Here is a 23215-nt window from a genome sequence, read left to right on the forward strand (position 1 = left end):
GGCGCGCGCCGACAGGATGAATGCGGGCCTCACGGCTTCGACCGTTGTCCCGCGCATGGCCGCCGGCCGCGGGGGATGCTGGGAGAGGGCGATCCAGCACGCTAAGCTGAGCGGCAACCGCCACCCCTCCTCTCCCAAGGCCCGCCGCATCTTGATCCCGACCCCATGACCAGCGCCGTCCTGCTGGCCCTCCTCCCCATCGTGATCGTCACGGCGCTGGGCCTCGCCTTGCGCCGCCGCCGCTTCCTCGCCGAGAGCTTCTGGCCGCAGGCCGAGCGGCTGGGCTATTTCGTGCTGCTGCCGAGCCTGTTCTTCCACGGGCTGGCCACCGCCCGGGTCGCGGCGGTGCCGGTCGGCGTGCTCGCCCTGACCCTGATCCTCTCGACGCTCGCCGTCGCGGCCCTGGTGATCGCGTTGAGGCCCGTGATGCGGGTCGAGGGTCCGGCCTTCACGTCGGTGTTCCAGGGCAGCGTGCGCTTCAACAACTATGTCGGGGTCACGCTGGCCGCCGGGCTGTTCGGCGCGCAGGGGATCGCGCTCGCGGCGATCTGCAACGCGGCGATCGTGCCGACGGTCAACGTCCTGTGCGTGCTCGTCTTCGCCCGCCACGGCGCGGCGCGGCTGACCCCGCGGGGCATCGTCCGGCAGCTCGTGACCAACCCGCTGATCGTGTCGTCGCTCGCCGGCTTGGGCGTCCGGCTGCTCGGCTGGGACCTTCCGCCGGGGCTGGAGCCGGCCCTGCGCGCCCTCGGCGCCGCCTCGCTGCCGGTCGGCCTGCTCTGCGTCGGCGCAGCGCTCGAGTTCGATGGCGCCCGGGCCTGGCTGCGGCCGGTGGTGTCCGCGTCGGTGATGAAGTTCCTGGCGATGCCGGCGGCCACGCTGCTCGTCGCGGCGAGCCTCGGCCTGCACGGACCGGCCCTCACCACGGCGCTGCTGTTCCAGGTGCTCCCCACCGCCTCCTCGGCCTACATCCTGGCACGCCAGCTCGGCGGGGATGCGCCGCTGATGGCCGGCATCACGGCGGTGCAGACCGTGCTGGCCCTCGTGGCGATGCCGGTCGTGCTGATCGGCCTGTCGGCGTGGGTGCCGATGGGATGAGGCCGGTCCTTACGGACCGGTGCCGGTCCTTGCGGCCGGTGGCCGGCTCCCTCAAGCCGGCACCCCCGCCCGCGGCGCCTCGCGGGTAGCGAGGTTGCGCTTGACCGCATCCTGGACCTTCTCGAAGGCCCGGACCTCGATCTGCCGCACACGCTCGCGGGAGACGCCGAACTCGCTCGAGAGGTCCTCGAGCGTGATCGGGTCGTCGGCCAGCCGCCGGGCCTCGAAGATCCGGCGCTCGCGCGGGTTGAGCACGCCGAGCGCGTCCCTGAGCGCGGCGAGGCGGTTCTGCCCCTCCTCCTCGCGGGCGAGCACCGTCTCCTGGGTCGGGCTGTCGTCGACGAGCCAGTCCTGCCACTCGCCCTCGCCCTCCTCGCGCAAGGGAGCGTTGAGCGATGCGTCGCCGCCGAGGCGGCGGTTCATGTCGATCACGTCCTGCTCCGGCACGCCGAGGCGGGTGGCGATCTGCTTGACCTGGTCGGGGCGCAGGTCGCCCTCGTCGAGGGCCGAGATGCGGCCCTTGGCCTTGCGCAGGTTGAAGAACAGCTTCTTCTGGTTCGCGGTGGTGCCCATCTTCACCAGCGACCACGAGCGCAGGATGTATTCCTGAATCGCCGCCTTGATCCACCACATCGCGTAGGTGGCGAGGCGGAATCCCTTGTCGGGATCGAACCGCTTGACGGCCTGCATCAGGCCGACATTGCCCTCGGACACCACCTCGCCGATCGGCAGGCCGTAGCCGCGATACCCCATGGCGATCTTGGCCACGAGGCGAAGGTGGGAGGTCACGAGCTTGTGGGCGGCGTCGCGGTCGCCGTGTTCGCGCCAGCTCTTGGCGAGCATGTACTCTTCCGTCGGTTCCAGCATCGGAAACCGGCGGATCTCGTCGAGGTAGCGCGACAGGCCCCCTTCGTTGGCGAGCACGGGCAGTGCAGCAGCCATTCCAACCTCCTAGAAGCTCCCCTGAGCGGACGGGCGAGCGCGAACGACCTCCCGTTGGCCGGCCGTTCGATCTGCCTTTCTAGCAGAGAGCGGGCCGGCCGGGTAGCGACGGGTGTCGCGACCAACGCGTGAAGCGTCGTTTGGTGCTGCCGTGGCCGTTCGTCGCGTGCGCTGCCACACTGACGCAGGGTGAGCGCCGGTCCGCCCCCTCCGTCGAGCCGGCGTCCGGGGCAGGCGGGATCATCAGCCCCTGCGCATGATTCGCCGAAACGGTCACCGGCTCGGCACAAACAGGATGCGAAACCAGGGAACCGAGCGGCGGTACACCCTGCAGCTCTGCTCAGGGCGTCAGCGCGGCGATCAGCCGGGCCATGTCGGACGGCGGCGGGCTCTCGAAACGCAGGGCCTCGCCGCTGCGGGGATGGCGGAAGCCGAGAAGGGCCGCGTGCAGCGCTTGCCGGCCGAGCGCGGCGAGCGCCTCGCGGGCCTCGGGCTCCAGGCGATTCGCCTTGGTGCGGAACGCCGCGCCGTAGACCGCATCGCCGAGGAGCGGATGGCCGCGATGGGCGAGATGCACCCGGATCTGGTGCGTGCGCCCGGTCTCGAGCCGGCAGCGCACCAGCGCCACCGGCTCCCCGTGCCCGAGCACGGCCTCGGTGGCGTAGTGGGTGATCGCGTGGCGGCCGCGCCCCTCGCGCACCACCGCGATCTTCTCCCGGTTGCGCTCCGAGCGCGCGAGCGCCGCATCGATCGTGCCGGCGGCCGGTGCCGGCGCCCCCCAGACCAGGGCCAGATAGGCCCGCTCGAGGGGGCCGGTGCGGCCGTGATCGGCGAACTGCGCCGAGAGGTCCTGGTGGGCGAGGTCGGTCTTGGCCACCACCATCAGGCCGGTCGTGTCCTTGTCGAGGCGGTGGACGATGCCGGGTCGCGCGACGCCGCCGATGCCCGACAGGCTCGCCCCGCAATGGGCCAGCAGCGCATTGACCAGGGTCCCGCTGTCGTTGCCCGCCCCCGGATGCACCACCAGCCCCGCGGGCTTGTCGATCACGATCAGGTCGTCGTCCTCGTGGACGACCGCGAGGTCGCGCGCCTCCGGCTCCGGCTCGGCCGGGCGCGGCGCCGGCACCGTGACGGCGACGCGCTGGCCGGCCGCGACCTTGGCCGACGGATCGCCCGCCGGGGCCGCCTCCAGCGTGACCCGGCCCTCGCGGATCAGCGCCTGCAGGCGGCTGCGCGACAGGTCCGGCCACAGCCGCGCCAGCGCCCGGTCGAGGCGCTCGCTCCCCTCTCCCGGCGGGATCACGCCCTCCCGCCTCTCGGCCTCGCTCACGCCCGCCACACCCTCTCCCATCTCGAAAACGACGCCCGGATCCGGATTCGGGCTTGTGCCCGTCCGGGGCCGTCGCTATACCGCCGCCATCCCGCCCGGCAAGCTCCCATCGTCTAGCGGTCCAGGACGTCGCCCTCTCACGGCGAAAACAGGGGTTCGAGTCCCCTTGGGAGCGCCATCGCGGTCTTTCGGTCTCCGACATCAGATGCCGTGTCGTCGCGGCCGTCCATACGCCGTTTCGATCGCGAGACCGGCTGTCCCAGGGAATCAAGGCGGTGGCGCGCGGCACCGATGGTGCCCTGTCGACCCGCCTGCGAGATGACGCGGGTCAATCGACCCTCGCCGGAGAACGGCCGTGATGGACAAGCCTGCCAGGCGCTGAGGCGGTCACGGGTTTCGTCATCGGCCCGCGGTCGATCGCCATGCTCAGGACAGCGTTCCGATCTCGGCCGGCGATCCGGATCACGTCGATGGCTGATGGATCGTGGAAATCTCGACGATTCCGCGATGGTGTCCGGAACCCCCGGCCTGATCCGCTTCCGCACCGGCCGGGTCGTCCGGCCGTGCCGGGACGGATCCGCTCGGGAGAGATGCGCCTAATCGCGGACCAGCCGGCCGCTATAGACCGCCGGCCCGGTCGGGGCGCCCGACGGCGAGCCGCCCGGCGGCTCGAGCGTCACGGCGAGGCTCGCGCCGTCGAGGAGCGCGCCGTCGCCCGCCGGCAGGGACAGCCGCGTGCCGGCCTCCGCCCGCACGAGGCCGAGGGAGCGCGGCGTGCCCGAGGCCGGCACCACCCAGAGTTCGAGGCTGCGGTCGCGGGGTGCCTCGGCGGCGAGCGCCCGGACCTGCACCGTTCCGGCCCGGGTATCGACCCGCACCACCAGGGCCGGCAAGTCGCCGCCCCGGTTCACCACCGCGAGGTACTGCGCCGTCTCGCCCCGGGGCGCGAGGCGCTCGGCGGCGATGAAGACGGCGAGGCCGGCCGCCAGCGCGCTCGCCGCCAGAGCGGCGCGGCGCCAGCGCCGGAGCGCGGGGCGCAGGTCGATGATCGGTGCGGCAAGGACCGGGGAGGCAGGGCCCGGAGCGGCGGGCGACGCCCCCGGCCGCTCCGGCAAGGCCGCGGCGATCCGGTCCCAGGCGCCGGGCGGCGGAGCCGCCTCGGGCACGGCCTCGGCCAGGAGGGCGAGGCGGGCCTCCCAGGCCCGCTCGGCCGCTGCGAGCGCCGGGGAGACGGCGCGCTCGCGCCGGTAGGCCTCGCGCTCGGCGGCATCCAGGGTGCCCAGCACGTACTCGGCGGCGCGCAGGTCGGTCTCGTCGGGCGCGCTCATGCGGCCTCGTCCAGGCAGCCCCGCAGCAGCGCGAGCCCGCGATGCAGCCAGGTCTTGACGGTGTTGACCGGCCGGTCGTAGCGCACGGCCAATTCCTCCCGCGACAGGCCCTCGCAATAGGCCCGCACCACGCAGTCGCGCTGCACCGGGTCGAGCCGTGCGAGGCAGGTCAGGAGCGCGTCGCGGCTCAGGAACTCGGCCTCGCGGTCGCGCGGGTCGGCGATGCGCTGGAGCCAGTCCTCCTCGTCGTCGCCCGCCCGCATCGGCACCTCGCCCTTCTGACGCATGAGGTCGATGGCGCGGTGGCGCGCGATCGCGGCGAGCCAGGCCATCGGCCGTCCCGCCTCCGGGGCGTAGCGCCCCGCGTTCTGCCACACCCGCAGGTAGGCGTCCTGCAGCACGTCCTCGGCCGTGCCCCGGTCGCGGACGATACGCAGGATCAGCCCGAAAAGTTTCGGGGCGGTCCGCTCGTAGAGCGCCCGCAAGGCGTCCTGCCGTCCCGCCGCCACCCGGGCGATCAGGTCCGCCAGGACATCGGCCTCACGGGCGTCATCGGCGCCAGGCCGGTCTCGATGGGGACGATCCTCGACGCGCACGATCGCTCAAGTCCGCGGGGGCGCGCGGCGCCCTCTCGCGTCCCGCCATAGATCAATCGAGCCCGAAGGACCATGGGGCGACCGGGCCGTCCCCAACGGGAGAAGCCGGTTCGGCGCCGGGCGGAGGCGGGGAGCGGTCCGGAGACGCCGACGCCTTCGGTCCGGCCGGGATCTGCGCCATGATGCCCCCGGCCGCGCCCGGGTCACGAAGAGGCGCGGCCGAGGGAGGCCCGCCATGATCGCCGCAACCACGCAGGCCGCGCCGCTTCCGATGCCGAGGACGCCCTCCGAGGCAATCACGGTGCTGGCCCATTTCCACCGGGCCGAGATCGCCCGCATGGCGGGCTGGCGCGACCGGATCGACCGCACCACCAACTGGTCGATCACCGTCATCGCCGCGATGCTGTCGGTCTCGCTCTCGACGCCGACGGCGCATCACGGGGTGCTGCTGTTCTGCATGCTCCTGGTGCTGCTGCTCCTCGGCATCGAGGCCCGGCGCTACCGCTTCTTCGACGTCTACCGCACCCGGGTCCGAAGGCTCGAGCGGCACTATTACGCGGAGGTCTTCGCCCAGGAGGCACCGCCGGATCCCGGCTGGGCCCGCCTCATCGCCGACGACCTGCGCCGCCCGACCTTCCACATCAGCCTGCGCGAGGCGTTCGGCCGGCGGCTGCGGCGCAATTACGGCTGGATGTTCGCGATCCTGCTGCTCGCCTGGGTGCTCAAGATCACCTCCGCGCGCCTTCAGGAGACGGGACCCCGCCCGCCGGAGGCGGGCACCGCCGAGACCGCGCACGCCCTCCCGGAGATCCTGGCCGGCGCCGGCCTGGGGCCGCTGCCGGGCTGGCTGGTCCTGGCCTGCGTCGCCCTGTTCTACGCCTGGCTCCTGGCCGCGGGCCTGCGCGCCGGCCGCCGGGACGAGACCGACGGGGCGGTGCACGTGTGAGGGAAATCCTCGGTCGATGCGCATGCGGCCGGGCGAGGCGCTTGCCCGGAGGGAGCCGGGATGCCATGGCGCGGGGCAGTACCGCCACGGACGGGGATTCCCGATGACCACAGCCCTCGCGCTGACCCAGGGCGATCCGGCCGGGATCGGCCCCGAGATCACCCTGCGGGCCTGGCTCGCCCGGGAGGAGCACGGCCTGGCGCCGTTCTTCGTCATCGGCGATCCGGATTTCCTCGCCCGCATCGCCGCCCGGCTCGGCCTCGCGGTGCCGCTCGCCCCGGTCGTGCCGGAGGAGGCCGCCGAGGCCTTCGCGCGGGCCCTGCCGGTGGTGCGGCTGCCGGACGGGCTCACCGTCGCGGCCGAGCCCGGCACGCCCGATCCGGCGAGCGCCGCCGGCACGCTCGCGTCGATCGAGGAGGCGGTGCGGCTGGTGCGGGCGGGCCGCGCGCCGGCCCTCGTCACCAACCCGATCGCCAAGCACGTCCTCTACGAGGCGGGGTTCCGCCATCCCGGCCACACCGAGTACCTGGCGGCCCTGGCGGCGGAGCCGGGCGCGCCCGCCCCGAGGCCCGTGATGCTGCTATGGTCCGAGGACCTGGCGGTGGTGCCGGTGACGATCCACGTGGCCCTGCGCCGGGTGCCGGACCTGCTCACCCCCGACCTCGTGGTCGAGACCGCGCGCATCGTCGACCGCGACATGCGGGCCCGCTTCGGCCTGTCTGCCCCACGCCTGGTGCTCGCCGGGCTCAACCCGCATGCGGGCGAGGCGGGCACCATGGGCACCGAGGATCGCGACGTGCTCCGCCCGGCGGTCGAGCGCCTGAGGGCGGAGGGCATCGCGATCACCGGCCCGCACCCGGCCGACACGCTGTTCCACGCCCGGGCGCGCGCCGCCTACGACGTCGCCCTCGCGCCCACCCACGACCAGGCCCTGATCCCGATCAAGACCCTCGCCTTCGACGAGGGCGTGAACGTGACGCTGGGCCTGCCGTTCCTGCGCACCTCGCCGGACCACGGCACCGCCTTCGACATCGCCGGCAAGGGCCTGGCCAAGCCCGACAGCCTGATCGCGGCCCTCAGGCTCGCCGGCCACCTGACCCGCGCCGATGGGGCGGGCGCGTGAGCGCGCCGGACGGTCTGCCGCCCCTGCGGGAGGTGGTGCGGGCGCACGACCTGATGCCCCGCCGCTCGCTCGGCCAGAACTTCCTGTTCGACCTCAACCTGACCGGGCGGATCGCCCGGGCGGCCGGTCCGCTCGCGGGCGTGACCGTGCTGGAGGTCGGCCCCGGCCCCGGCGGCCTGACCCGCGCGCTCCTGATGCACGGCGCCGCCAAGGTGATCGCGGTCGAGCGCGATCCCCGCGCCCTGCCGGCGCTCGCCGAGATCGCCGCGCATTATCCCGGCCGCCTCGACGTGGTGGAGGCCGACGCGCTGACCTTCGACCCGCGGCCGCTGATCGGCGCCGGGCCGGCCCGGATCGTCGCCAACCTGCCCTACAATGTCGGCACGCAGCTCCTCGCCGGCTGGCTCACGCCGGAGGCCTGGCCGCCCTGGTGGGACTCGCTCACCCTGATGTTCCAGCGCGAGGTGGCGGAGCGCATCGTCGCCGACGAGGGTGACCGGGCGAATTACGGCCGGCTCGGCGTCCTGTGCGGCTGGCGCACGCAGAGCCAGATCCTGTTCGACGTCCCGCCCTCCGCCTTCGTGCCGCCCCCGAAGGTGACCTCGAGCGTGGTGCGGCTGGTGCCGCGGCCCGAACCCCTGCCCTGCCGGGTCCGGGCCCTCGAGGCGGTGACGGGCGCCGCCTTCGGCCAGCGCCGCAAGATGCTGCGCCAGAGCCTGAAGGCCGCGACACCGGACCCGGCCCGCCTGCTCGCCGCCGCCGGGATCCCCGAGACGGCGCGGGCGGAGGAGGTGCCGGTGGAGGGGTTCGTGGCGATGGCGCGGGCGCTCTGAGGAAGGAGGCGCTCAGGCTCCGCGTCATCCCGGGTTCCGCCGTGGCACACGGGATGGCGAAGAGGACGGCGCTGCGATCGACGGGGCTCCGGACCCGGAAACGACATGGGCGCGGCCTTCCCCGGTCCGGAGGAAGCACCGCGCCCCACTCGTCACCCGGAAGCCCGGGCCCTCAGTCGATGTCCTCCACCGCCTCGGCCCCGCCATAGACCCGGTGCGCCAGCGACGCCTCGATCAGGTCGTCGATGTCGCCGTCGAGGACGTCGTCGGGGCTGGTCGACTGGGCGCCGGTGCGCAGGTCCTTCACCAGCTGATAGGGCTGGAGCACGTAGGAGCGGATCTGGTGGCCCCAGCCGATGTCGGTCTTCGAGGCCGCCTCGGCATTGGCCTTCTCCTCGCGCTTCTTCAGCTCGAGCTCGTAGAGGCGGGCGCGCAGCATGTTCCAGGCGGTGGCCCGGTTCTTGTGCTGCGAGCGCTCCTGCTGGCACGCCACCACGATCCCGGTCGGGTTGTGGGTGATGCGCACCGCCGAATCGGTGGTGTTGACGTGCTGGCCACCGGCGCCGGACGATCGGTAGGTGTCGATCCGGCAATCCGATTCCTTGATCTCGATCGTGATCCGGTCGTCGATGACCGGATAGACCCAGACGCTGGCGAAGCTAGTGTGCCGCCGGGCGTTGGAATCGTAAGGCGAGATCCGCACCAGGCGGTGCACGCCCGATTCGGTCTTCAGCCAGCCATAGGCGTTGTGGCCCTTGATCAGGAGCGTGGCGCCCTTGATCCCGGCCTCCTCGCCCTCCGACCACTCGACGATGTCGACCTTGTACTTCCGGCGCTCGGCCCAGCGGGCATACATGCGCTGGAGCATGTTGGCCCAGTCCTGGCTCTCGGTGCCGCCGGCACCGGCATGGACCTCCAGATAGGTGTCGTTGCCGTCGGCCTCGCCCGAGAGCAGGGTCTCGATCTGGCGGCGGGCCGCCTCGACCTGCACGGCGCGGATCTGCTCCTCGCCCTCGCGGATGCTGGCGGCATCGTCCTCCATCTCGCCGAGCTCGATCAGCGTCGCGCCGTCCTCCAGCCCCTGCTCCAGGCGCCGGATCGCCGTGACGGCGTCGTCGAGCTGCGTGCGCTCGCGCATGACCTTCTGGGCCTCCTCCGGATCATTCCAGAGGGAGGGGTCCTCCGAGCGGGCGTTCAGCTCCGCGAGACGCTTGTCGACGGTATCCCAGTCAAAGATGCCTCCTCAGCAGTCCGATCGACTGCTTGGCGGCATCCGAGAGTTGCTCGATCTCGGCGCGCATCTGGTGTGGGTTCACTCGCGTGAGGGCGGGGCCAGGGTGATAGCGCCGGGGGCGGCGGGTGTAAACGGCGGGTGCGCCCTCACGCGTCTGGCTCAGGATCGACGAGGCTGGCGACCCGGGCCGCAATGTCGTCGACGGTCACCGAGTCGACGACGCCCGCGAGACGCGCCGAGCCGTCCGCCAGGCGAGAGCGCAGGTCGAAGCTGCGCAGATACGTGCAGACGGCGACGCCCGTCACACCGGCCCCGCTCACAGGTACAGTGAGCCCTGCGGCGCGGGCTCCCACCGCCGCGGTCGTCACGATGACCGCGACCGAGACACCATGAACGTTCACGGCCTCCGGTGTCAGGACGATCCAGTAATGTCGGTCCCGCATCTCGCGCCCGACGACCGGGTTCGGATCGACGGAGTAGATTTCACCACCCTTCGGAACCCTCGGCCGAGGTCCCCTCAGCCCAGCTCACGCCCGACCGGATCGCCATCGAGCGCCCCTGCAATTCCTTCGTAGATCTCTGGCAGATGCTCAGCACCGACGAGCAGTTCGGCCAGTGTGTAGCGCCGAGATCTCTGACGGGCAGGCTCTGCGATCGGAACCGCGACGATCGCCCCATCCTTCACATCGAGCGCGAGTGCCGTCGCAACGCCGGCGCCGATGCTCTCCAGGAGTTCGCTCGGCAGGGTCACGACGCGTGCACCGTCCTGCTCACGCACTTTCGCGATGACCGACATCCGCCCGCGCTCCTGATCCTGCTACGCATCGTAGCACAATCAAGAGCGTGGGGTGAGCGGGGCCTCAGTACAACCCACCCGCCTGGGCCGCCCGGTCCGCGTCCGCCGGCACCGCGCCCGGGGCCGTCGGGGCCGCGCTCGGCGGGGCGGAGTAGCTGTCGGGCGGGGCGGTGCCGGGCTTGAACGCCTCGAGGACGCCACCCGCGCCGCCGGCGCGGGTGCCGGAGGCGAGGTTGACGGAGATCAGCTTGATCCCCGGCGGGACGCGGAACGGCGTCGGCGGCTTGTCCTTCAGGGCGGCCTTCAGGAAGTCGCGGGCGATCGGGGCGGCGAGCCCGCCGCCGGTGGCGCGGTCGCCGAGCGAGCGCGGCTTGTCGTAGCCCATATAGATGCCGACCGCGAGATCGGGCGAGAAGCCGACGAACCAGGCGTCCTTGGCGTCGTTGGTGGTACCGGTCTTGCCGGCGAGCGGCTTGCCGATCTCCTTCAGGATGGTGGCGGTGCCGCGCTGGACCACGCCCTCCATGATCGACACGATCTGGTAGGCGGTGAGCGGGTCGAGGACCTGCTCGGAATCGTCCACCAGCTTCGGCTCGTCCTGGCCCGACCACTTCTCGGCGTCGCAGCCGATGCACTTGCGGGTGTCGTGGCGGTAGATGGTCTCGCCGTTGCGATCCTGGATCCGGTCGATCAGGGTCGGGCGGATGCGCCGGCCGCCATTGTCGAGCATCGAGTAGGCGGTGACCATCCGCATCACGGTGGTCTCGCCGGCACCCAGCGACATCGGCAGCACCGGCAGCATGTCGTCGTAGACGCCGAACCGGCGGGCATACTCGGCGATCAGCGGCATGCCGACATCCTTGGCGAGCCGCACCGTCATCAGGTTCTTCGAGTGCTCGATGCCGTAGCGCAGGGTGTGGGGCCCGCCAGACTTGCCGTCGTAGTTCGAGGGCGTCCAGGCCTCCTGGCCGGGGCCCGCCTCGATGGTGATCGGCGTGTCGAGCACGATCGAGGACGGGGTGTAGCCGTTGTCGAGGGCCGCCGAGTAGACGATTGGCTTGAATGACGAGCCGGGCTGGCGCATCGCCTGGGTGGCGCGGTTGAACTCGCTCTCGTCGTAGGAGAAGCCGCCGACCATGGCGTGGACGCGGCCCGTATAGGGATCCATCGCCACGATGGCGCCCGACACCTCCGGGATCTGCCGCAGGCGGTAGGCGTTGCCGGCGCCCTCCATCCGCTCGACATAGACCACGTCGCCGGAATTGAGCGCGGCGGCGACGCTGCGGCCGGTCCAGCGGACGCTGTCCGCCGTGATGATGCCGGTCTCGCGGTCCTTCGAGACCTGGCCCGAGCTCTCGCGCTTGGGCTGCAGGCCGATCGTGGCGCGGCCGCCGGAGGTGTCGAGCACCACCGCCAGGCGCCAGGGCTGCACGTCGCCGAGCGCCGGCACCTCGGCCACCGCCATGCCCCAGTCGCGGCCGGCGAGCTCGACCCGGGTCTTCGGGCCGCGCCAGCCGCGCGCCTGGTCGTAGCGCACGAGGCCGTCGGTCAGCGCCTTGCGGGCCATCGCCTGCATCTTCGGGTCGAGGGTGGTGCGCACCGACAGGCCGCCCTCGTAGAGCTTCTTCTCGCCGTAGCGCTCTGAGATCTCGCGCCGGACCTCCTCGGCGAAGTAGTTCGCGTTGGCGGTGTTGGGCGAGACGGAGCGCGGGTTGACGCCGAGCGGCAGCTTTCGCTCGGACTCGGCCTCCTCCTTGGTGATGTACCCGTTCTGGGCCATCAGGCCGATGATCTCGTTGCGGCGCGCCAGCGCCTGCTGGGTGCGGCGATAGGGATGGTAGTTGTTCGGGCCCTTCGGCAAAGCCGCGAGATAGGCCGCCTCGTGGATCGTCAGCTCGTGCACCGACTTGCCGAAATAGTCGAGCGCGGCGGCCGCGATGCCGTGCAGGTTGCGGCCCGGCACGATCGTGCCGAGGAAGATCTCGTTGAGGTAGAGCTCGAGGATCTTGTCCTTCGAGTAGGTCGATTCGATGCGAAGCGCGATCAGCGCCTCGCGGACCTTGCGGTCGAGCGTCTGCTCGGACGAGAGCAGGAAGTTCTTGGCGACCTGCTGGGTGATGGTCGAGGCGCCCTGCTTCTTGCCGCTGGACGCGTTGGTCAGGATCGCCCGGACGATGCCCTCGGGATCGATGCCGCCGTGCTTGTAGAAGTTCTTGTCCTCGGCCGACAGGAAGGCCGCGATGACGATTTTCGGCATCGCCTGGATCGGCAGGTAGAGCCGGCGCTCGCGGGCGTACTCGGCGAGCAGGCTGCCGTCGGCGGCGTGGACGCGGGTCATCACCGGCGGCTCGTAATTGGCGAGCGCCGCGTGGTCGGGCAGGTCGCGCGAGTACTTCCAGAAGAAGTAGGCGCCCGCCGCCGCACCGACGACGACCGCCATCGCCGCGATGCTGAACAGGAAGCCGAAGAAGCGGAGGATGAAGCGCATCGATACCCGATCCGTCGATGAGGCCGCGGCGGCCCTGAAGGCCGTTCTAACCCGAGGCGGGCGGCAGACGCCACGCCCCAGGCCGGCTCCTCACCGGAACGCGACTGGCGTGGCTTCGCGCAGCCCCTCCGGCGGAGAGCGGAGGAGGACCACGGGAGCCAGGACAGCGAGGGGCCGACGGGGCCCTATCGACACGGGATCTATGGTGAAACTGGGGCGGGGGCCCCTTGCGCCGGGGTGATCTGGGCCGCCTTGCCGATCCGGGCGCCGTCCGCCGCTCGGGCGGTCGCGGCGGGGGGCAGGCGGGCGGCGAAGAACGTCTCGATCGCGCCCGCCATCTGGGCCGTGACCTTGGCCCGCCACTCGTCGGAGAGCAGCAGGTCGAGGTCGCGCTTGCTCGACAGGTAGCCGAGCTCGACCAGCACCGAGGGCACGTCGGGCGAGCGCAGCACCCGGAAGCCGGCCTCGCGGTGGGGCTTCACGCTCATCTCCATCACGCCGGAGAGCCGCGTCAGCAGGCCTTTGGCGAACCGGGCCGAGAAGCCGCGGGTCTCCCGCAGGGTGAGCTCCTGCAGGATGTCGGCGACGTCGCCCGGGCCCTCGCCCTGGTCGGCGCCGGCGGCGGCGTCGGCCTTGTTCTCGCGGTCGGCCAGCCGCGCCGATTCGGCGTCGGTGGCCTTCTCGGAGCCGGTATAGATCGTGGCGCCGCGCACCTGGGGCGCCGCCGAGATTGAATCGGCGTGGATCGAGACGAACAGGTCGGCCCGGGCGTCGCGGGCGATGCGCACCCGCTCGGCGAGCGGCACGAACACGTCGCGGTCGCGGGTCATCTGCACCCGGAACCGGCCGCTCGCCTCGAGGCGCTGCACCAGACCCTGGGCGACCCCGAACACGATGTCCTTCTCGTAGATTCCGGGGCCCGCGATGGCGCCGGGATCGATGCCGCCATGGCCCGCATCGACGATCACGAGGGGGCGCGAATCGGTTCCCTCGCGGGAGGGGGGGCCGGCCGCGCGGGCCGGCTCGGGCGGCTGGGCGGCGCGCCGGAACGCCTCGCGGTCGCTGCGGGAGAGGTCGATGGCGAGCAGGGTCGCGCCGTCCCGCGGGCGGGTGGTGGTGGCGACGCGGGCGACGGTGGCGGCCTGCGCAAGGTCGATGACGATGCGCGAGCGCCCGGGGGCGAACAGCCCGTAGCGGTAGGAGGCGACGAGGCCCTCGCGCTTGCGCCCGGCCTCGGCGGGCAACTGGAAGTTGACCTCCGGCAGGTCGACGATCGCCCGATCGGGCCGCTCCATCACGAAGGCCCGGGCCTCGACCGGCCGGGACAGCACCACGGTCAGGCGGGTGCCGCCGTCGGGGGCCGCCGCAATCTCGGCGGCGATCGCGACGGCGGGCCTCTCCGCGCCTGGGCGCGACTCGGGCGCCGGGCGCTCGGCGGCCGGGGCGGCGAGGCCGGCGAGCGGCAAGCCGAGGCACGCGGCCGTGAGCACGGCGCGGATCAGCAGGCGAATCGGACGTGCGCGTGTCGGCATGGTCTCGCGGCGACTTCAGGCGGCATCCCGGTTACGCGATAACCGCGCCATGGTTAACGCATCGCAAAGGCGTTCGGATCACTGGCGCGAAGATGTTGCCGCCAGGGTACAGGCCGTGGGACCGGACGGGCGGGGACGCCCCGGGGCCGGCGCGGCGATGACGCTTGCAAATCGCGCCGGACACTCTGTAGTTATAGGGACCCCTGCCCGATGCCGCCGGCTTCTCCGCCGCGGCCCGCGGGCCCGCCCGGGCGCTCTCGCAGCGGCTTCGGCGCTGGCCGGCCGCCGGCAGATCGTCCGACGATCAGCGTGCCGGGCAGGTGTCGCTTGATCCGCGGCGGCGTTCGTGAACGTCGTCGCCCGTTTTCCAACGGCCGCGGGGCCTTCAGGCCCGCGCGCCTCGATTCGAAAGGTCGGTGGGAGTATGCGTGGACGCACAGCCTCGGGTCTCGAAGCTGCCGTCCCCGGCGCGCGCGTCCGGCGTCGCGCCCGTCCGCGTCCCCTGCCCCCGGCCATCGTCAACCCCTCGCGCGCGTGGATGCGCGCAGCGGCGATTGACGGCACCCCCCGCACGATAGCATCCGCCGTGCCCGAGAGGGCACGGCACGGGAGAGCCGACCCGGCGCGGGTTTCCGCGCCCGGGGCGGCACCGGACGACGGAGGCTCGCCCTCCCGCGCACGGCCCGGATCCCCGAGGCTTCCATCCTCGGGGTTCGTTCCCGGATGCCCCCGTCCAGCGGCGCTGCCGTTGATCGCCATGCCGAAAGTTCGTCATGGCCAACAAGATGCTCATCGATGCCGCCCACCCGGAAGAGACCCGGGTGGTGACGGTCAAGGGTTCCAAGGTCGAGGAATTCGACTTCGAGTCCGCTAGCCGCCGCCAGCTGCGGGGCAACATCTATCTCGCCAAGGTCACGCGGGTCGAACCGTCGCTGCAGGCCGCCTTCGTCGAGTACGGTGGCAACCGCCACGGCTTCCTGGCCTTCAGCGAGATCCATCCCGACTACTACCAGATCCCGATCGCCGACCGGATGGCGCTCCTCGAGGAGGAGGCCCGGGCCGAGCGCGAGCACGAGGAGCGGCCCGAGCGCAGCGAGCGCCCCGAGCGCAGCGAGCGCGGCGACCAGCCCCGCCGCCGTCGCCGTCGCGGCCGCCGGGCCGAGGCCGCGTCGCGCCCGGCCGATGCCGTGGTGAGCGTCCCCGCCGAGGACGTCCAGGAGACCGGCGCACCGGCGACGGACGCGCACGAGGCGCAAGCCTCGCACGAGGCGGACGCCTCGCACGAGACTGCGCAGCCGGAAGGCTTCGAGCCCGAGACCGGCGAGCACCCGGCGCAGGAGACCGCCTCGGCGGGCGAGGCGCCGGTTCATGCCGAGGCTCCCGCCAGCCCCGCACAGGACGTCGCCCCTCAGGAGGGCATCGCACCGGACGCCCCTGCCGAGACGTCGGCCGTCGAGGCCGCGCCGGTCCAGGAATCCGCCTCCGAGGGCTCCGAGCCGGAGACCCCCGCGGCCATCGCCGCCGCCGTGTCTGCGGAGCCCGCCCCCGTCGAGGTCGCCGCGGCGCCGGTCGAGGGCGCCGAGACGGACGCGTCGTCCGAGGCGGCCGCGTCCGATGCCATCATCCTGCCCCAGCCCGTCGCCGCCTCGCTGCCGGTCGACGCCGCCGAGACCGCGTCCGACGAGGACGAGGACGAGGATGAGGAAGACGACGAGGACGACGAGGACGAGGACGAGACCGTCGCCGAGGCGGACGACGACGAGGAAGACGACGAAGACGAGGAGGACGACGACGAGGGTGATGACGAGGACGACGACGAGGAGCACGAGGAGCCGGTCGTCGAGCAGGTCGGCGGCCGCGGCGATGCCCTCGCGGAGATTCCCGAGCGTCCCCGCGCCCCGCGCCGGCACTACAAGATCCAGGAGGTCATCAAGCGCCGGCAGGTCATCCTGGTCCAGGTCGTCAAGGAGGAGCGCGGCACCAAGGGCGCGGCGCTCACCACCTACCTGTCGCTCGCCGGCCGCTACTCGGTGCTGATGCCCAATACCGGCCGGGGCGGCGGCATCTCGCGCAAGATCACCAGCGCGGCCGACCGCAAGCGCCTGAAGGAGATCGCCACCGACCTCGAGGTCCCCGAGGGGATGGGCGTCATCCTGCGCACGGCCGGCGCCTCGCGCACCAAGCCGGAGATCAAGCGCGACTTCGAGTACCTGATGCGGCTGTGGGAGAGCGTGCGCGAGCTGACGCTGTCGTCCTCGGCGCCGGCGCTCGTCTACGAGGAGGGCTCGCTGATCAAGCGCGCCATCCGCGACCTCTACAACAAGGACATCGACGAGGTCCTGGTCGCGGGCGAGGAGGCCTACCGCGAGGCCAAGGACTTCATGCGGATGCTGATGCCGACGCAGTCGAAGGTGGTGAAGCCCTACCGCGACCCGGTGCCGGTCTTCGCCCGCTTCGGCATCGAGCAGCAGCTCGACGCGATGTTCTCCAACCACGTCTCCCTGCGCTCGGGCGGCTACCTCGTCATCAACCCGACCGAGGCCCTGGTCTCGATCGACGTGAACTCCGGGCGGGCCACCCGCGAGCACGACATCGAGGATACCGCCCTCAAGACGAACCTGGAGGCCGCCGAGGAGGTGGCACGCCAGCTGCGCCTGCGCGACCTCGCCGGGCTGATCGTCATCGACTTCATCGACATGGAGGAGAAACGGAACAACCGCGCCGTCGAGAAGAAGCTGAACGAGTGCCTGAAGAACGACCGCGCCAGGATCCAGGTCGGCCGGATCTCGCCCTTCGGCCTGCTCGAGATGTCGCGCCAGCGCATCCGCACCGGCGTGCTGGAATCCTCCTCGGTACCCTGCCCGCATTGCGGCGGCTCGGGCTTCGTGCGCGCGACCGCCTCCGTGGCCCTGCTGATCCTGCGGGCGATCGAGGAGGCCCTGATCAAGTCGAGCAGCCACAACCTGGTGCTGCGCACCCGCACCGAGGTGGCGCTCTACATCCTCAACCAGAAGCGCGCCCATCTGCGCGAGCTCGAGACCCGCTTCGGCGTCGCGATCATCATCTCGGCCGACGAGCGGCTCGCCGCGACCTCGGCCTTCCACCTCGAGCGCGGCGAGCCGGCCCAGCGGGTCGAGCCGCGCCCGGTGACCAGCATCCGGGCCGAGGCGGTGGTGATGCCGCCGCTCGAGGAGGATGACGAGGACGAGGAGATCGTCGAGGAGACCGGCGAGACCGAGGCCGAGGGCGAGGCTGACGCCGAAGCCGAAGGCGACGAGGAGGCGGCCGAGGGCGCGCCCCGCGGCGACGACGAGGGCGGGGGCAAGCGCCGTCGCCGCCGGCGGCGCCGGCGGGGTCGGGGCGAGCGTGCCGACGAGGCCGACGCCGAGGGGGCGGAGGCCGACGAGGCCGGCGAGCCGGTCCAGGCCTCGGCCGAGGCGGTGTCGATCCCGATCACCGAGGATGGCGGGGCGCCGGCGCGCGACGAGCGCGAGAGCCGCGAGGAGGCCCTGAGCCGGCGGCGCCGCCGCGGCCGCCGCGGCGGCCGCGGGCGCGACCGCTTCGAGGAGACCGGCGGCTCGATCGGCGACGAGGTCGTGGCCGGGTTCGAGCCGGAGGAGGCCGGCGGCAGCCTGGTGCAGGATGCCCTGGCCGAGGAGATCGTCGCCCTCGACGAGATCGTCGGACCGCCGCCCGAGGCGTCCGGCAGCCCGGTCGCGGCGCCGGACCTCCCGGCCGTCGAGCGGGAGGCCCTGACCGCCGAGGCCATCGAGGCGCCGGCGCCCGCTCGGGAATCCGAGGCTTCCGCGACGCAGGAGACCGCGCCGGCCGTCGAGCCCGCGCCGCCGCAGCCCGAGCCCGAGCCGGTCGCGGTCGTCCTCACCCCGCCCGATCCGGACCGCCCGAAGCGGGCCGGCTGGTGGTCGCGCACCAAGGCGGCGATCGGCGGCGAGTGAGGCCGGGAGCGGGTCGGGCCGTCAGGCCCGTCCCGTCCGCAAAAACGGTGGTTCAGGGTGGGCCGCGTTCCGGCAGGGGCGCGGCCCGCGCCGTTCCGGCGGTCGCCGTCGCTGCATCATCGCAAGTGGAGCCGGACCCCTCACGCACGGCAACCATGCGGCCCGCCGCGACCGAGCCGGCAGGACCGACAGCTGCACTCACCAGATGACCTATGGTCACATAACACGCTAGACGCGAAGAACGCTGGGCCGTTAACGGAACCGACACCGGAAGGGGGAGAAATCGCGGTGTCGTATTCTGGGTCGAAACCATGTTCCGCTCACGCCGCATGCCGCCGCCCGTCGCCGTCGAGACGCCCGAGATGATCGAGGAACGCCTCGCTGGTCTCGTCGAGCGGGCCGGCGAGACCGGCGCGCCTCCGCCGGAGCACGGCCGCCTGGCCGTCTCCCTCGGGCGCCTGCTCGGGCAGATGCGGGGGGCCGCGGCGGCCGATCTCGGCAGCACGGCCCACGTCGCCGCCCAGGCCTCGGAGGCCGCCACGATCCTCGGCTGGATGACGCACGACGCCAGCGAGATTGCCGGGCAGACCCGCACCATGGCGGCGGCGGTCGAGCAGGTCGCCGCCTCGACGCGCGAGCTCGCCGGCCGCTCCCAGAGTAGCGCCGCCCTCGCCGAGCAGGCGAGCGGCGGCATCGGGGCCTGCGCGGCGGACATGCGCGAGGCGAGCCGCACCATGGCGGCGATCGAGACCCATGCGGCGCAGATCGAGCAGCGCCTCACCGGCTTCGAGGGCGCGGCGCAGCAGATCCAGGAGATGGCCAGCACGATCGAGGCGATCTCGAGCCAGACCAACCTGCTGGCGCTCAACGCGACGATCGAGGCGGCGAGGGCCGGCGAGGCGGGGCGCGGCTTCGCGGTCGTCGCGGCGGAGGTCAAGCAGCTCTCCGGCCAGACCGCCCGGGCGACCGAGCAGATCCGCGGCCGCCTGGCGGTGCTGCTGCAGGAGCTCGCGGCGATCCAGGCCGCCGTCGCCGAGAGCCGGCACGCGGTGGCGAGCGGCACCGCGGCGGTGACCCGGGTCGAGGCCCGGGTGGCGCAGGAGGGTGAGACGGTCGCCCGCTCGGCCGAGGGGATCCGGGCGCTCGCCGATGTGCTGAGCCAGCAGGAGGCGGCGACCGCCGAGATCTCGGCGGGCGTGCAGCAGGTCGCCGGCAAGGCGCACAAGACCCATGGCGAGATCGACGGGCTGATGGCGGTCCTGGTGCGGGCCGAGACGGCGGCGCAGACCGCCCTCGATGCCGGCGCGGCCCGGGGCCTGCCGGGCTACGCCCTGGTGCGCCTGCCGGCGGATGTGGGGGTCTGGAAGCGCCGACTCGCGGCGGCCCTGGTCGGGCTCGGGCAGGCCTCCGCCGCCGTGACGCCGTTCGGAGCCGGAGGCGCGGCGGATCTCGGGGTCGATGCGGCCGATCCCGCCGCCGCCCGGCTGCTCGCCGCCTGCGCCGAGGCCCGGCGCCAGGCCGCCGAGATGGTCGAGGCCCTGGGGCAGAGCGCCTGGGACCGGGCGATCCCGGCCTTCCAGGCCTTCGAGGCCGCCGCCAAGACGATGGTGGCGGCGGCCGGGGACGTGTCCCGGCGCTGAGGCGTTCTCTCCCGCCGCGCCTTGCCCCCGCGGGCCGGCCCGTCCGAGACTGCGCCGTCGCGCGGGCGGCCCCTGTCGGATCCGGGGCCGGTCGCGCGTCCTCGGGGGAGACAAGGGGACGCCATGCTGTACGCCATCCTCTGCTACAAGGACGAGGACGTCGTCGCCGCCTGGAGCGAGGCGGAGGAGGCGGCCGTGATGGGCCGCCTCGGCGAGGTGCATGCGGCGCTGGAGCGCCAGGGCCGGCTCGGCCCGTCCCTGCGCCTCCTGCCGACGACGGCGGCCACGACCCTGCGCAAGGCGGGCGATCCGCCGCTCGTCATCGACGGTCCGTTCGCGGAGACCAAGGAGCAGCTCCTCGGCTTCTACGTCGTGGAGGTCGACGACCTCGACGGGGCGCTGGCGATCGCCCGCGACCTCGCGGCGGCCAATCCGGGCGGCGCCTACGAGCTGCGGCCGGTCCTGCTCTACAATCCCGACCCGCGGCGGACCGGATGAGCGAGGCCGCGCCCGACGCCGCCTGGCTCGCCGCCGCCCTCGCGGCGGCCCGGCCGCGGGTCCTCGCCGCCCTGGTGCGGGTCTTTCGCGATCTCGACGCCGCCGAGGAGGCGTTCCAGGAGGCTTCCTTGCGCGCCCTGCGGACCTGGCCGCGCACCGGGCCGCCGCGGGACGTCGCGGCCTGGCTGATCCTCGTCGGGCGCAACAGCGCCCTCGACGGCAGGCGCCGCCTCGCCCGCCTGACGCCGCTGCCGCCGGACCAGGCGATCTCGGACCTCGACGACGCCGAGACGCCGCTCGCCGAGTCGATCGACGCCGGCTCCTACCGCGACGACATCCTGCGGCTCCTGTTCATCTGCTGCCATCCGGACCTGCCGGCGACCCAGCAGATCGCGCTCGCCCTGCGCATCGTGTCGGGGCTCGACGTCGCCCGCATCGCCCGCGCCTTCCTGGTGACGCCGGCGGCGATGGAGCAGCGCATCACCCGCGCCAAGGCGCGCATCGCCCGCGGCGCGGTGCCATACGGCGCGCCCGGGCCGGCCGAGCGGACGGAGCGGCTCGCCTCCGTCTCGGCGATGGTCTATCTCGTCTTCAATGCCGGCTACTCGGCCGGGACCGGCTCGGAGCGGGCGGTGTTCTGCGACGAGGCGATCCGCCTCGGCCGCCTGCTGCTGCGCCTGTTTCCCACCGACCCGGAGGTGATGGGCCTCCTCGCCCTGATGCTGCTCCAGCACGCCCGGTCGCCGGCGCGCTTCGACGCCGAGGGCGAGATCGTGCTCCTGGAGGACCAGGACCGCCGGCTCTGGCGCGGGCCGATGATCGCCGAGGGGCTCGCCCTCGTCGACAAGGCGATGCGCCACCGCAGGCCCGCGCCCTACCAGGTCCAGGCGGCGGTCGCCGCGCTCCACGCCCGCGCCGCGCACCCGCGCGACACCGACTGGGCGGGAATCGACGCGCTCTACGCCACGCTCGAGCAGCTGCAGCCCTCGCCGGTGGTGACGCTCAACCGGGCTGTCGCCGTCGCCAAGGTCGGCGGTCCCGCCGCCGGGCTCGCCCTGGTCGAGCCCCTGGCGGGCGCGCTGTCCGGCTACTTCCACTTCCACGGCCTGCGCGGCGCCCTGCTGATGCAGCTCGGCCGGGACGCCGAGGCGAGGGAGGCGATGGGCCGGGCGATCGCCCTCGCCGGCACCCCCGCCGAGGCCGCGCATATCCGCCTGCAGCTCGACCGCCTGGCCCGGGAGGCCGGAGAGCGTCTGAGCGAAAAAATCTGACGGGCCCTGTCGGATCACGGCCAGGTCCGGCGTCCTTGGGACGAGGCCGCCGAGATCGGGGCGGCCCGCGAGAGGAGAGGACCGCATGAGCAGCGCGACCCGAGAGACCCCCGCCATCGCCCCGGTGAAGGGCGGGCTCGTCACCTACCTGATGCTCGACGGCGCCCTGAGGGCGGCGGAGTTCTACGTCCGTGCCTTCGGGGCCGAGATCGCCGCCGCGATGCCGGCCGACCCGCAAGGCCGGACCCCGCATGTCCACCTGCACGTCAACGGCTCCTCGCTGATGCTGAGCGACGCCTTTCCGGAGCACGGCTGCGCGCTCCAGGCACCCCAGGCCTTCACCCTGACCCTGATCGTCGAGGACATCGACGCCCGCTACGCCCACGCCGTCGAGGCGGGCGCGACCGCCGTGATGCCCCCGGCCGAGATGTTCTGGGGCGACCGCTACGGCCAGCTGCGCGATCCCTTCGGGGTGGTGTGGGCGATGAACCAGCAGAAGCGCTGAAGCCCGCCGCACCCGGCGCCCTTGATCCCCTTCCCCGATCTCTCCCGATGCGGAGCACCGTCATGACCGACGCGACCGAGCGCGACCTCGTCCTCACGCGCCTGATCAAAGCCTCCCCGGCCGCGCTCTACCGTGCCTGGACCGAGCCGGACCTCATCAAGCAGTGGTTCGCCCCGAAACCCTACATGGTCGCCGAGGCCGAGACGGAGCTTCGCCCCGGCGGCGCCACCCGGATCGTCATGCGGGGACCGGACGGCAGCGAGTTCGCGAGCGCCGGCATCTATCTCGAACTCGTCGAGAACGCCCGCATCGTGTTCACCGACGCCTATACGCGCGCCTGGGAGCCGGCGGCGAAGCCGTTCTTCACCGGCATCATCACCTTCGTGCCCGAGGGCGGCGCCACCCGCTACACGGCCCTTGCCCGGCACTGGACCGCGGAGGACCGCGCCACGCACGAGGCGATGGGCTTCCACGACGGCTGGGGCCGCTGCGCCGACCAGCTCGCCGACCTCGCCGCACGCCTGTAGCCGCCTCGAACCCGGAGACAAGCCATGCCGACGATCGCCACCTGCCTGTGGTTCGACCGCGCTGCCGAGGAGGCGGTGCGCAGCTACGTCGCTCTCGTGCCGGGGTCGCGCCTCGGCCCGATCCTGCGCGCGCCCGGGCCCTGGCCTGGGGGCGAGCCAGGGGACGCGATCCTGGTCGAGTTCACCCTCGGCGGGCAGAGCTTCCAGGCGCTCAACGGCGGCGTGCCGGCCGAGTACGGCACCGCCGCCTCGATCTCGGTCTCCTGCCCCGACCAGGCCGAGGTCGACCGCCTCTGGGACGCCCTCGTCGCCGGCGGCGGGTCGGAGATCCAGTGCGGCTGGCTGCGCGACCGCTGGGGCGTGCCCTGGCAGATCGTCCCGGAGATCCTGCCGCGCCTTCTCAAGGATCCCGACGCGGCCGTCGCCGCGCGGGTCTTTTCGGCGATGCAGGGCATGGTCCGGCTCGACGTCGCGGCGCTGGAGCGCGCGGCCGCCGGATGAGCGGCCGGCTGCCCGCCGTCGCCGACCCGCTCGCGCCGGTGGGCCTCAAAGGGCGGCCTGGACCGCCTCCA

Annotated in this window: 20 protein-coding genes and 1 tRNA gene; 12 read left to right on the plus strand and 9 right to left on the minus strand. The window is 73.0% G+C overall.

Going from position 1 to position 23215, the window contains the following annotated elements; all coding sequences use genetic code 11:
• Window positions 1-165: 165 nt before the first annotated feature.
• Window positions 166-1098, plus strand: coding sequence for an AEC family transporter (locus tag EU555_RS11660; protein WP_135414804.1), 933 nt, complete (start codon window positions 166-168; stop codon window positions 1096-1098).
• A 51-nt stretch (window positions 1099-1149) separates the two neighbouring features.
• Here the strand turns inward: EU555_RS11660 and rpoH are convergent, their stop codons facing one another.
• Together rpoH and EU555_RS11670 are read right to left on the minus strand one after the other, a co-directional pair.
• Window positions 1150-2040 carry an RNA polymerase sigma factor RpoH gene (gene rpoH / locus EU555_RS11665; RefSeq protein WP_135414805.1) on the minus strand — a complete coding sequence of 297 codons (891 nt, stop codon included), beginning with the start codon at window positions 2038-2040 and terminating at the stop codon, window positions 1150-1152.
• Between the two features lie 340 nt (window positions 2041-2380).
• On the minus strand, window positions 2381-3391 hold the full coding sequence (locus EU555_RS11670; RefSeq protein ID WP_135414806.1) for an RluA family pseudouridine synthase: 1011 nt from the start codon (window positions 3389-3391) through the stop codon (window positions 2381-2383).
• Window positions 3392-3472: 81 nt separating this feature from the next.
• Between EU555_RS11670 and EU555_RS11675 the strand changes: the two genes are divergently transcribed.
• Window positions 3473-3548: transfer RNA gene (locus EU555_RS11675), tRNA-Glu, on the plus strand.
• Between the two features lie 418 nt (window positions 3549-3966).
• On the opposite strand, the gene EU555_RS11680 is transcribed toward EU555_RS11675, so the two are convergent.
• Window positions 3967-4698, minus strand: a complete 732-nt coding sequence (locus EU555_RS11680; RefSeq protein ID WP_135414807.1) for an anti-sigma factor — start codon at window positions 4696-4698, stop codon at window positions 3967-3969.
• Complete coding sequence (locus EU555_RS11685; protein WP_135414883.1) at window positions 4695-5228, minus strand: sigma-70 family RNA polymerase sigma factor; 534 nt, start codon at window positions 5226-5228, stop codon at window positions 4695-4697. The genes EU555_RS11680 and EU555_RS11685 overlap by 4 nt, the downstream gene beginning before the upstream one ends.
• Before the next feature lie 301 nt (window positions 5229-5529).
• Here EU555_RS11685 and EU555_RS11690 point away from each other — a divergent pair, with 301 nt between their 5' ends.
• The 3 genes from EU555_RS11690 (at window position 5530) to rsmA (ending at window position 8196) form a co-directional block, all read left to right on the plus strand.
• Window positions 5530-6240 (plus strand): DUF2270 domain-containing protein, encoded by a 711-nt coding sequence (locus EU555_RS11690; protein WP_135414808.1) that lies wholly within the window; start codon window positions 5530-5532, stop codon window positions 6238-6240.
• A gap of 103 nt (window positions 6241-6343) precedes the next feature.
• Complete coding sequence (gene pdxA / locus EU555_RS11695) at window positions 6344-7363, plus strand: 4-hydroxythreonine-4-phosphate dehydrogenase PdxA (RefSeq protein WP_135414809.1); 1020 nt, start codon at window positions 6344-6346, stop codon at window positions 7361-7363.
• A gap of 53 nt (window positions 7364-7416) precedes the next feature.
• The gene (gene rsmA / locus EU555_RS11700; protein WP_245524264.1) at window positions 7417-8196 is read left to right on the plus strand and encodes a 16S rRNA (adenine(1518)-N(6)/adenine(1519)-N(6))-dimethyltransferase RsmA; all 780 of its coding nucleotides are present in this window, start codon (window positions 7417-7419) and stop codon (window positions 8194-8196) included.
• 172 nt (window positions 8197-8368) lie between these two features.
• Here the strand turns inward: rsmA and prfB are convergent.
• From prfB to EU555_RS11725, 5 genes are all read right to left on the minus strand, one after another.
• Window positions 8369-9497, minus strand: a protein-coding gene (gene prfB / locus EU555_RS11705) for a peptide chain release factor 2 (RefSeq protein ID WP_135414811.1) whose coding sequence is annotated in 2 segments (ribosomal slippage) — window positions 8369-9427 and window positions 9429-9497 — 1128 coding nt in all. Because the reading frame shifts where the segments join, the coding sequence is not laid out codon by codon here.
• A 79-nt stretch (window positions 9498-9576) separates the two neighbouring features.
• A complete protein-coding gene (locus tag EU555_RS11710) occupies window positions 9577-9951 on the minus strand; it encodes a type II toxin-antitoxin system PemK/MazF family toxin (protein WP_135414812.1) in 375 nt (124 codons plus the stop codon).
• Window positions 9948-10226 (minus strand): AbrB/MazE/SpoVT family DNA-binding domain-containing protein, encoded by a 279-nt coding sequence (locus EU555_RS11715; protein ID WP_135414813.1) that lies wholly within the window; start codon window positions 10224-10226, stop codon window positions 9948-9950. The genes EU555_RS11710 and EU555_RS11715 overlap by 4 nt, the downstream gene beginning before the upstream one ends.
• A gap of 64 nt (window positions 10227-10290) precedes the next feature.
• Entirely contained in the window at window positions 10291-12714 is a 2424-nt protein-coding gene (locus tag EU555_RS11720) for a penicillin-binding protein 1A (protein WP_135414814.1), read from the minus strand.
• Between the two features lie 200 nt (window positions 12715-12914).
• Window positions 12915-14246: an N-acetylmuramoyl-L-alanine amidase gene (locus tag EU555_RS11725; RefSeq protein ID WP_135414815.1), complete on the minus strand. Its 1332-nt coding sequence runs from the start codon at window positions 14244-14246 to the stop codon at window positions 12915-12917.
• A gap of 773 nt (window positions 14247-15019) precedes the next feature.
• Here EU555_RS11725 and EU555_RS11730 point away from each other — a divergent pair.
• The 7 genes from EU555_RS11730 (at window position 15020) to EU555_RS11760 (ending at window position 23144) form a co-directional block, all read left to right on the plus strand.
• Window positions 15020-18202: an Rne/Rng family ribonuclease gene (locus EU555_RS11730; protein ID WP_135414816.1), complete on the plus strand. Its 3183-nt coding sequence runs from the start codon at window positions 15020-15022 to the stop codon at window positions 18200-18202.
• Window positions 18203-18513: 311 nt separating this feature from the next.
• A complete protein-coding gene (locus tag EU555_RS11735; RefSeq protein WP_135414817.1) occupies window positions 18514-19842 on the plus strand; it encodes a methyl-accepting chemotaxis protein in 1329 nt (442 codons plus the stop codon).
• A gap of 123 nt (window positions 19843-19965) precedes the next feature.
• Window positions 19966-20340 carry a YciI family protein gene (locus EU555_RS11740; RefSeq protein ID WP_135414818.1) on the plus strand — a complete coding sequence of 125 codons (375 nt, stop codon included), beginning with the start codon at window positions 19966-19968 and terminating at the stop codon, window positions 20338-20340.
• Complete coding sequence (locus EU555_RS11745) at window positions 20337-21611, plus strand: RNA polymerase sigma factor (protein ID WP_135414819.1); 1275 nt, start codon at window positions 20337-20339, stop codon at window positions 21609-21611. The genes EU555_RS11740 and EU555_RS11745 overlap by 4 nt, the downstream gene beginning before the upstream one ends.
• Window positions 21612-21696: 85 nt before the next feature.
• Entirely contained in the window at window positions 21697-22116 is a 420-nt protein-coding gene (locus EU555_RS11750; protein WP_135414820.1) for a VOC family protein, read from the plus strand.
• 62 nt (window positions 22117-22178) lie between these two features.
• Entirely contained in the window at window positions 22179-22643 is a 465-nt protein-coding gene (locus EU555_RS11755; protein WP_135414821.1) for an SRPBCC family protein, read from the plus strand.
• A 24-nt stretch (window positions 22644-22667) separates the two neighbouring features.
• On the plus strand, window positions 22668-23144 hold the full coding sequence (locus tag EU555_RS11760; RefSeq protein WP_135414822.1) for a VOC family protein: 477 nt from the start codon (window positions 22668-22670) through the stop codon (window positions 23142-23144).
• Window positions 23145-23215 lie beyond the last annotated feature (71 nt).

It is taken from the genome of Methylobacterium nonmethylotrophicum (assembly GCF_004745635.1).
Classification (GTDB): Bacteria; Pseudomonadota; Alphaproteobacteria; order Rhizobiales; family Beijerinckiaceae; genus Methylobacterium; species Methylobacterium nonmethylotrophicum.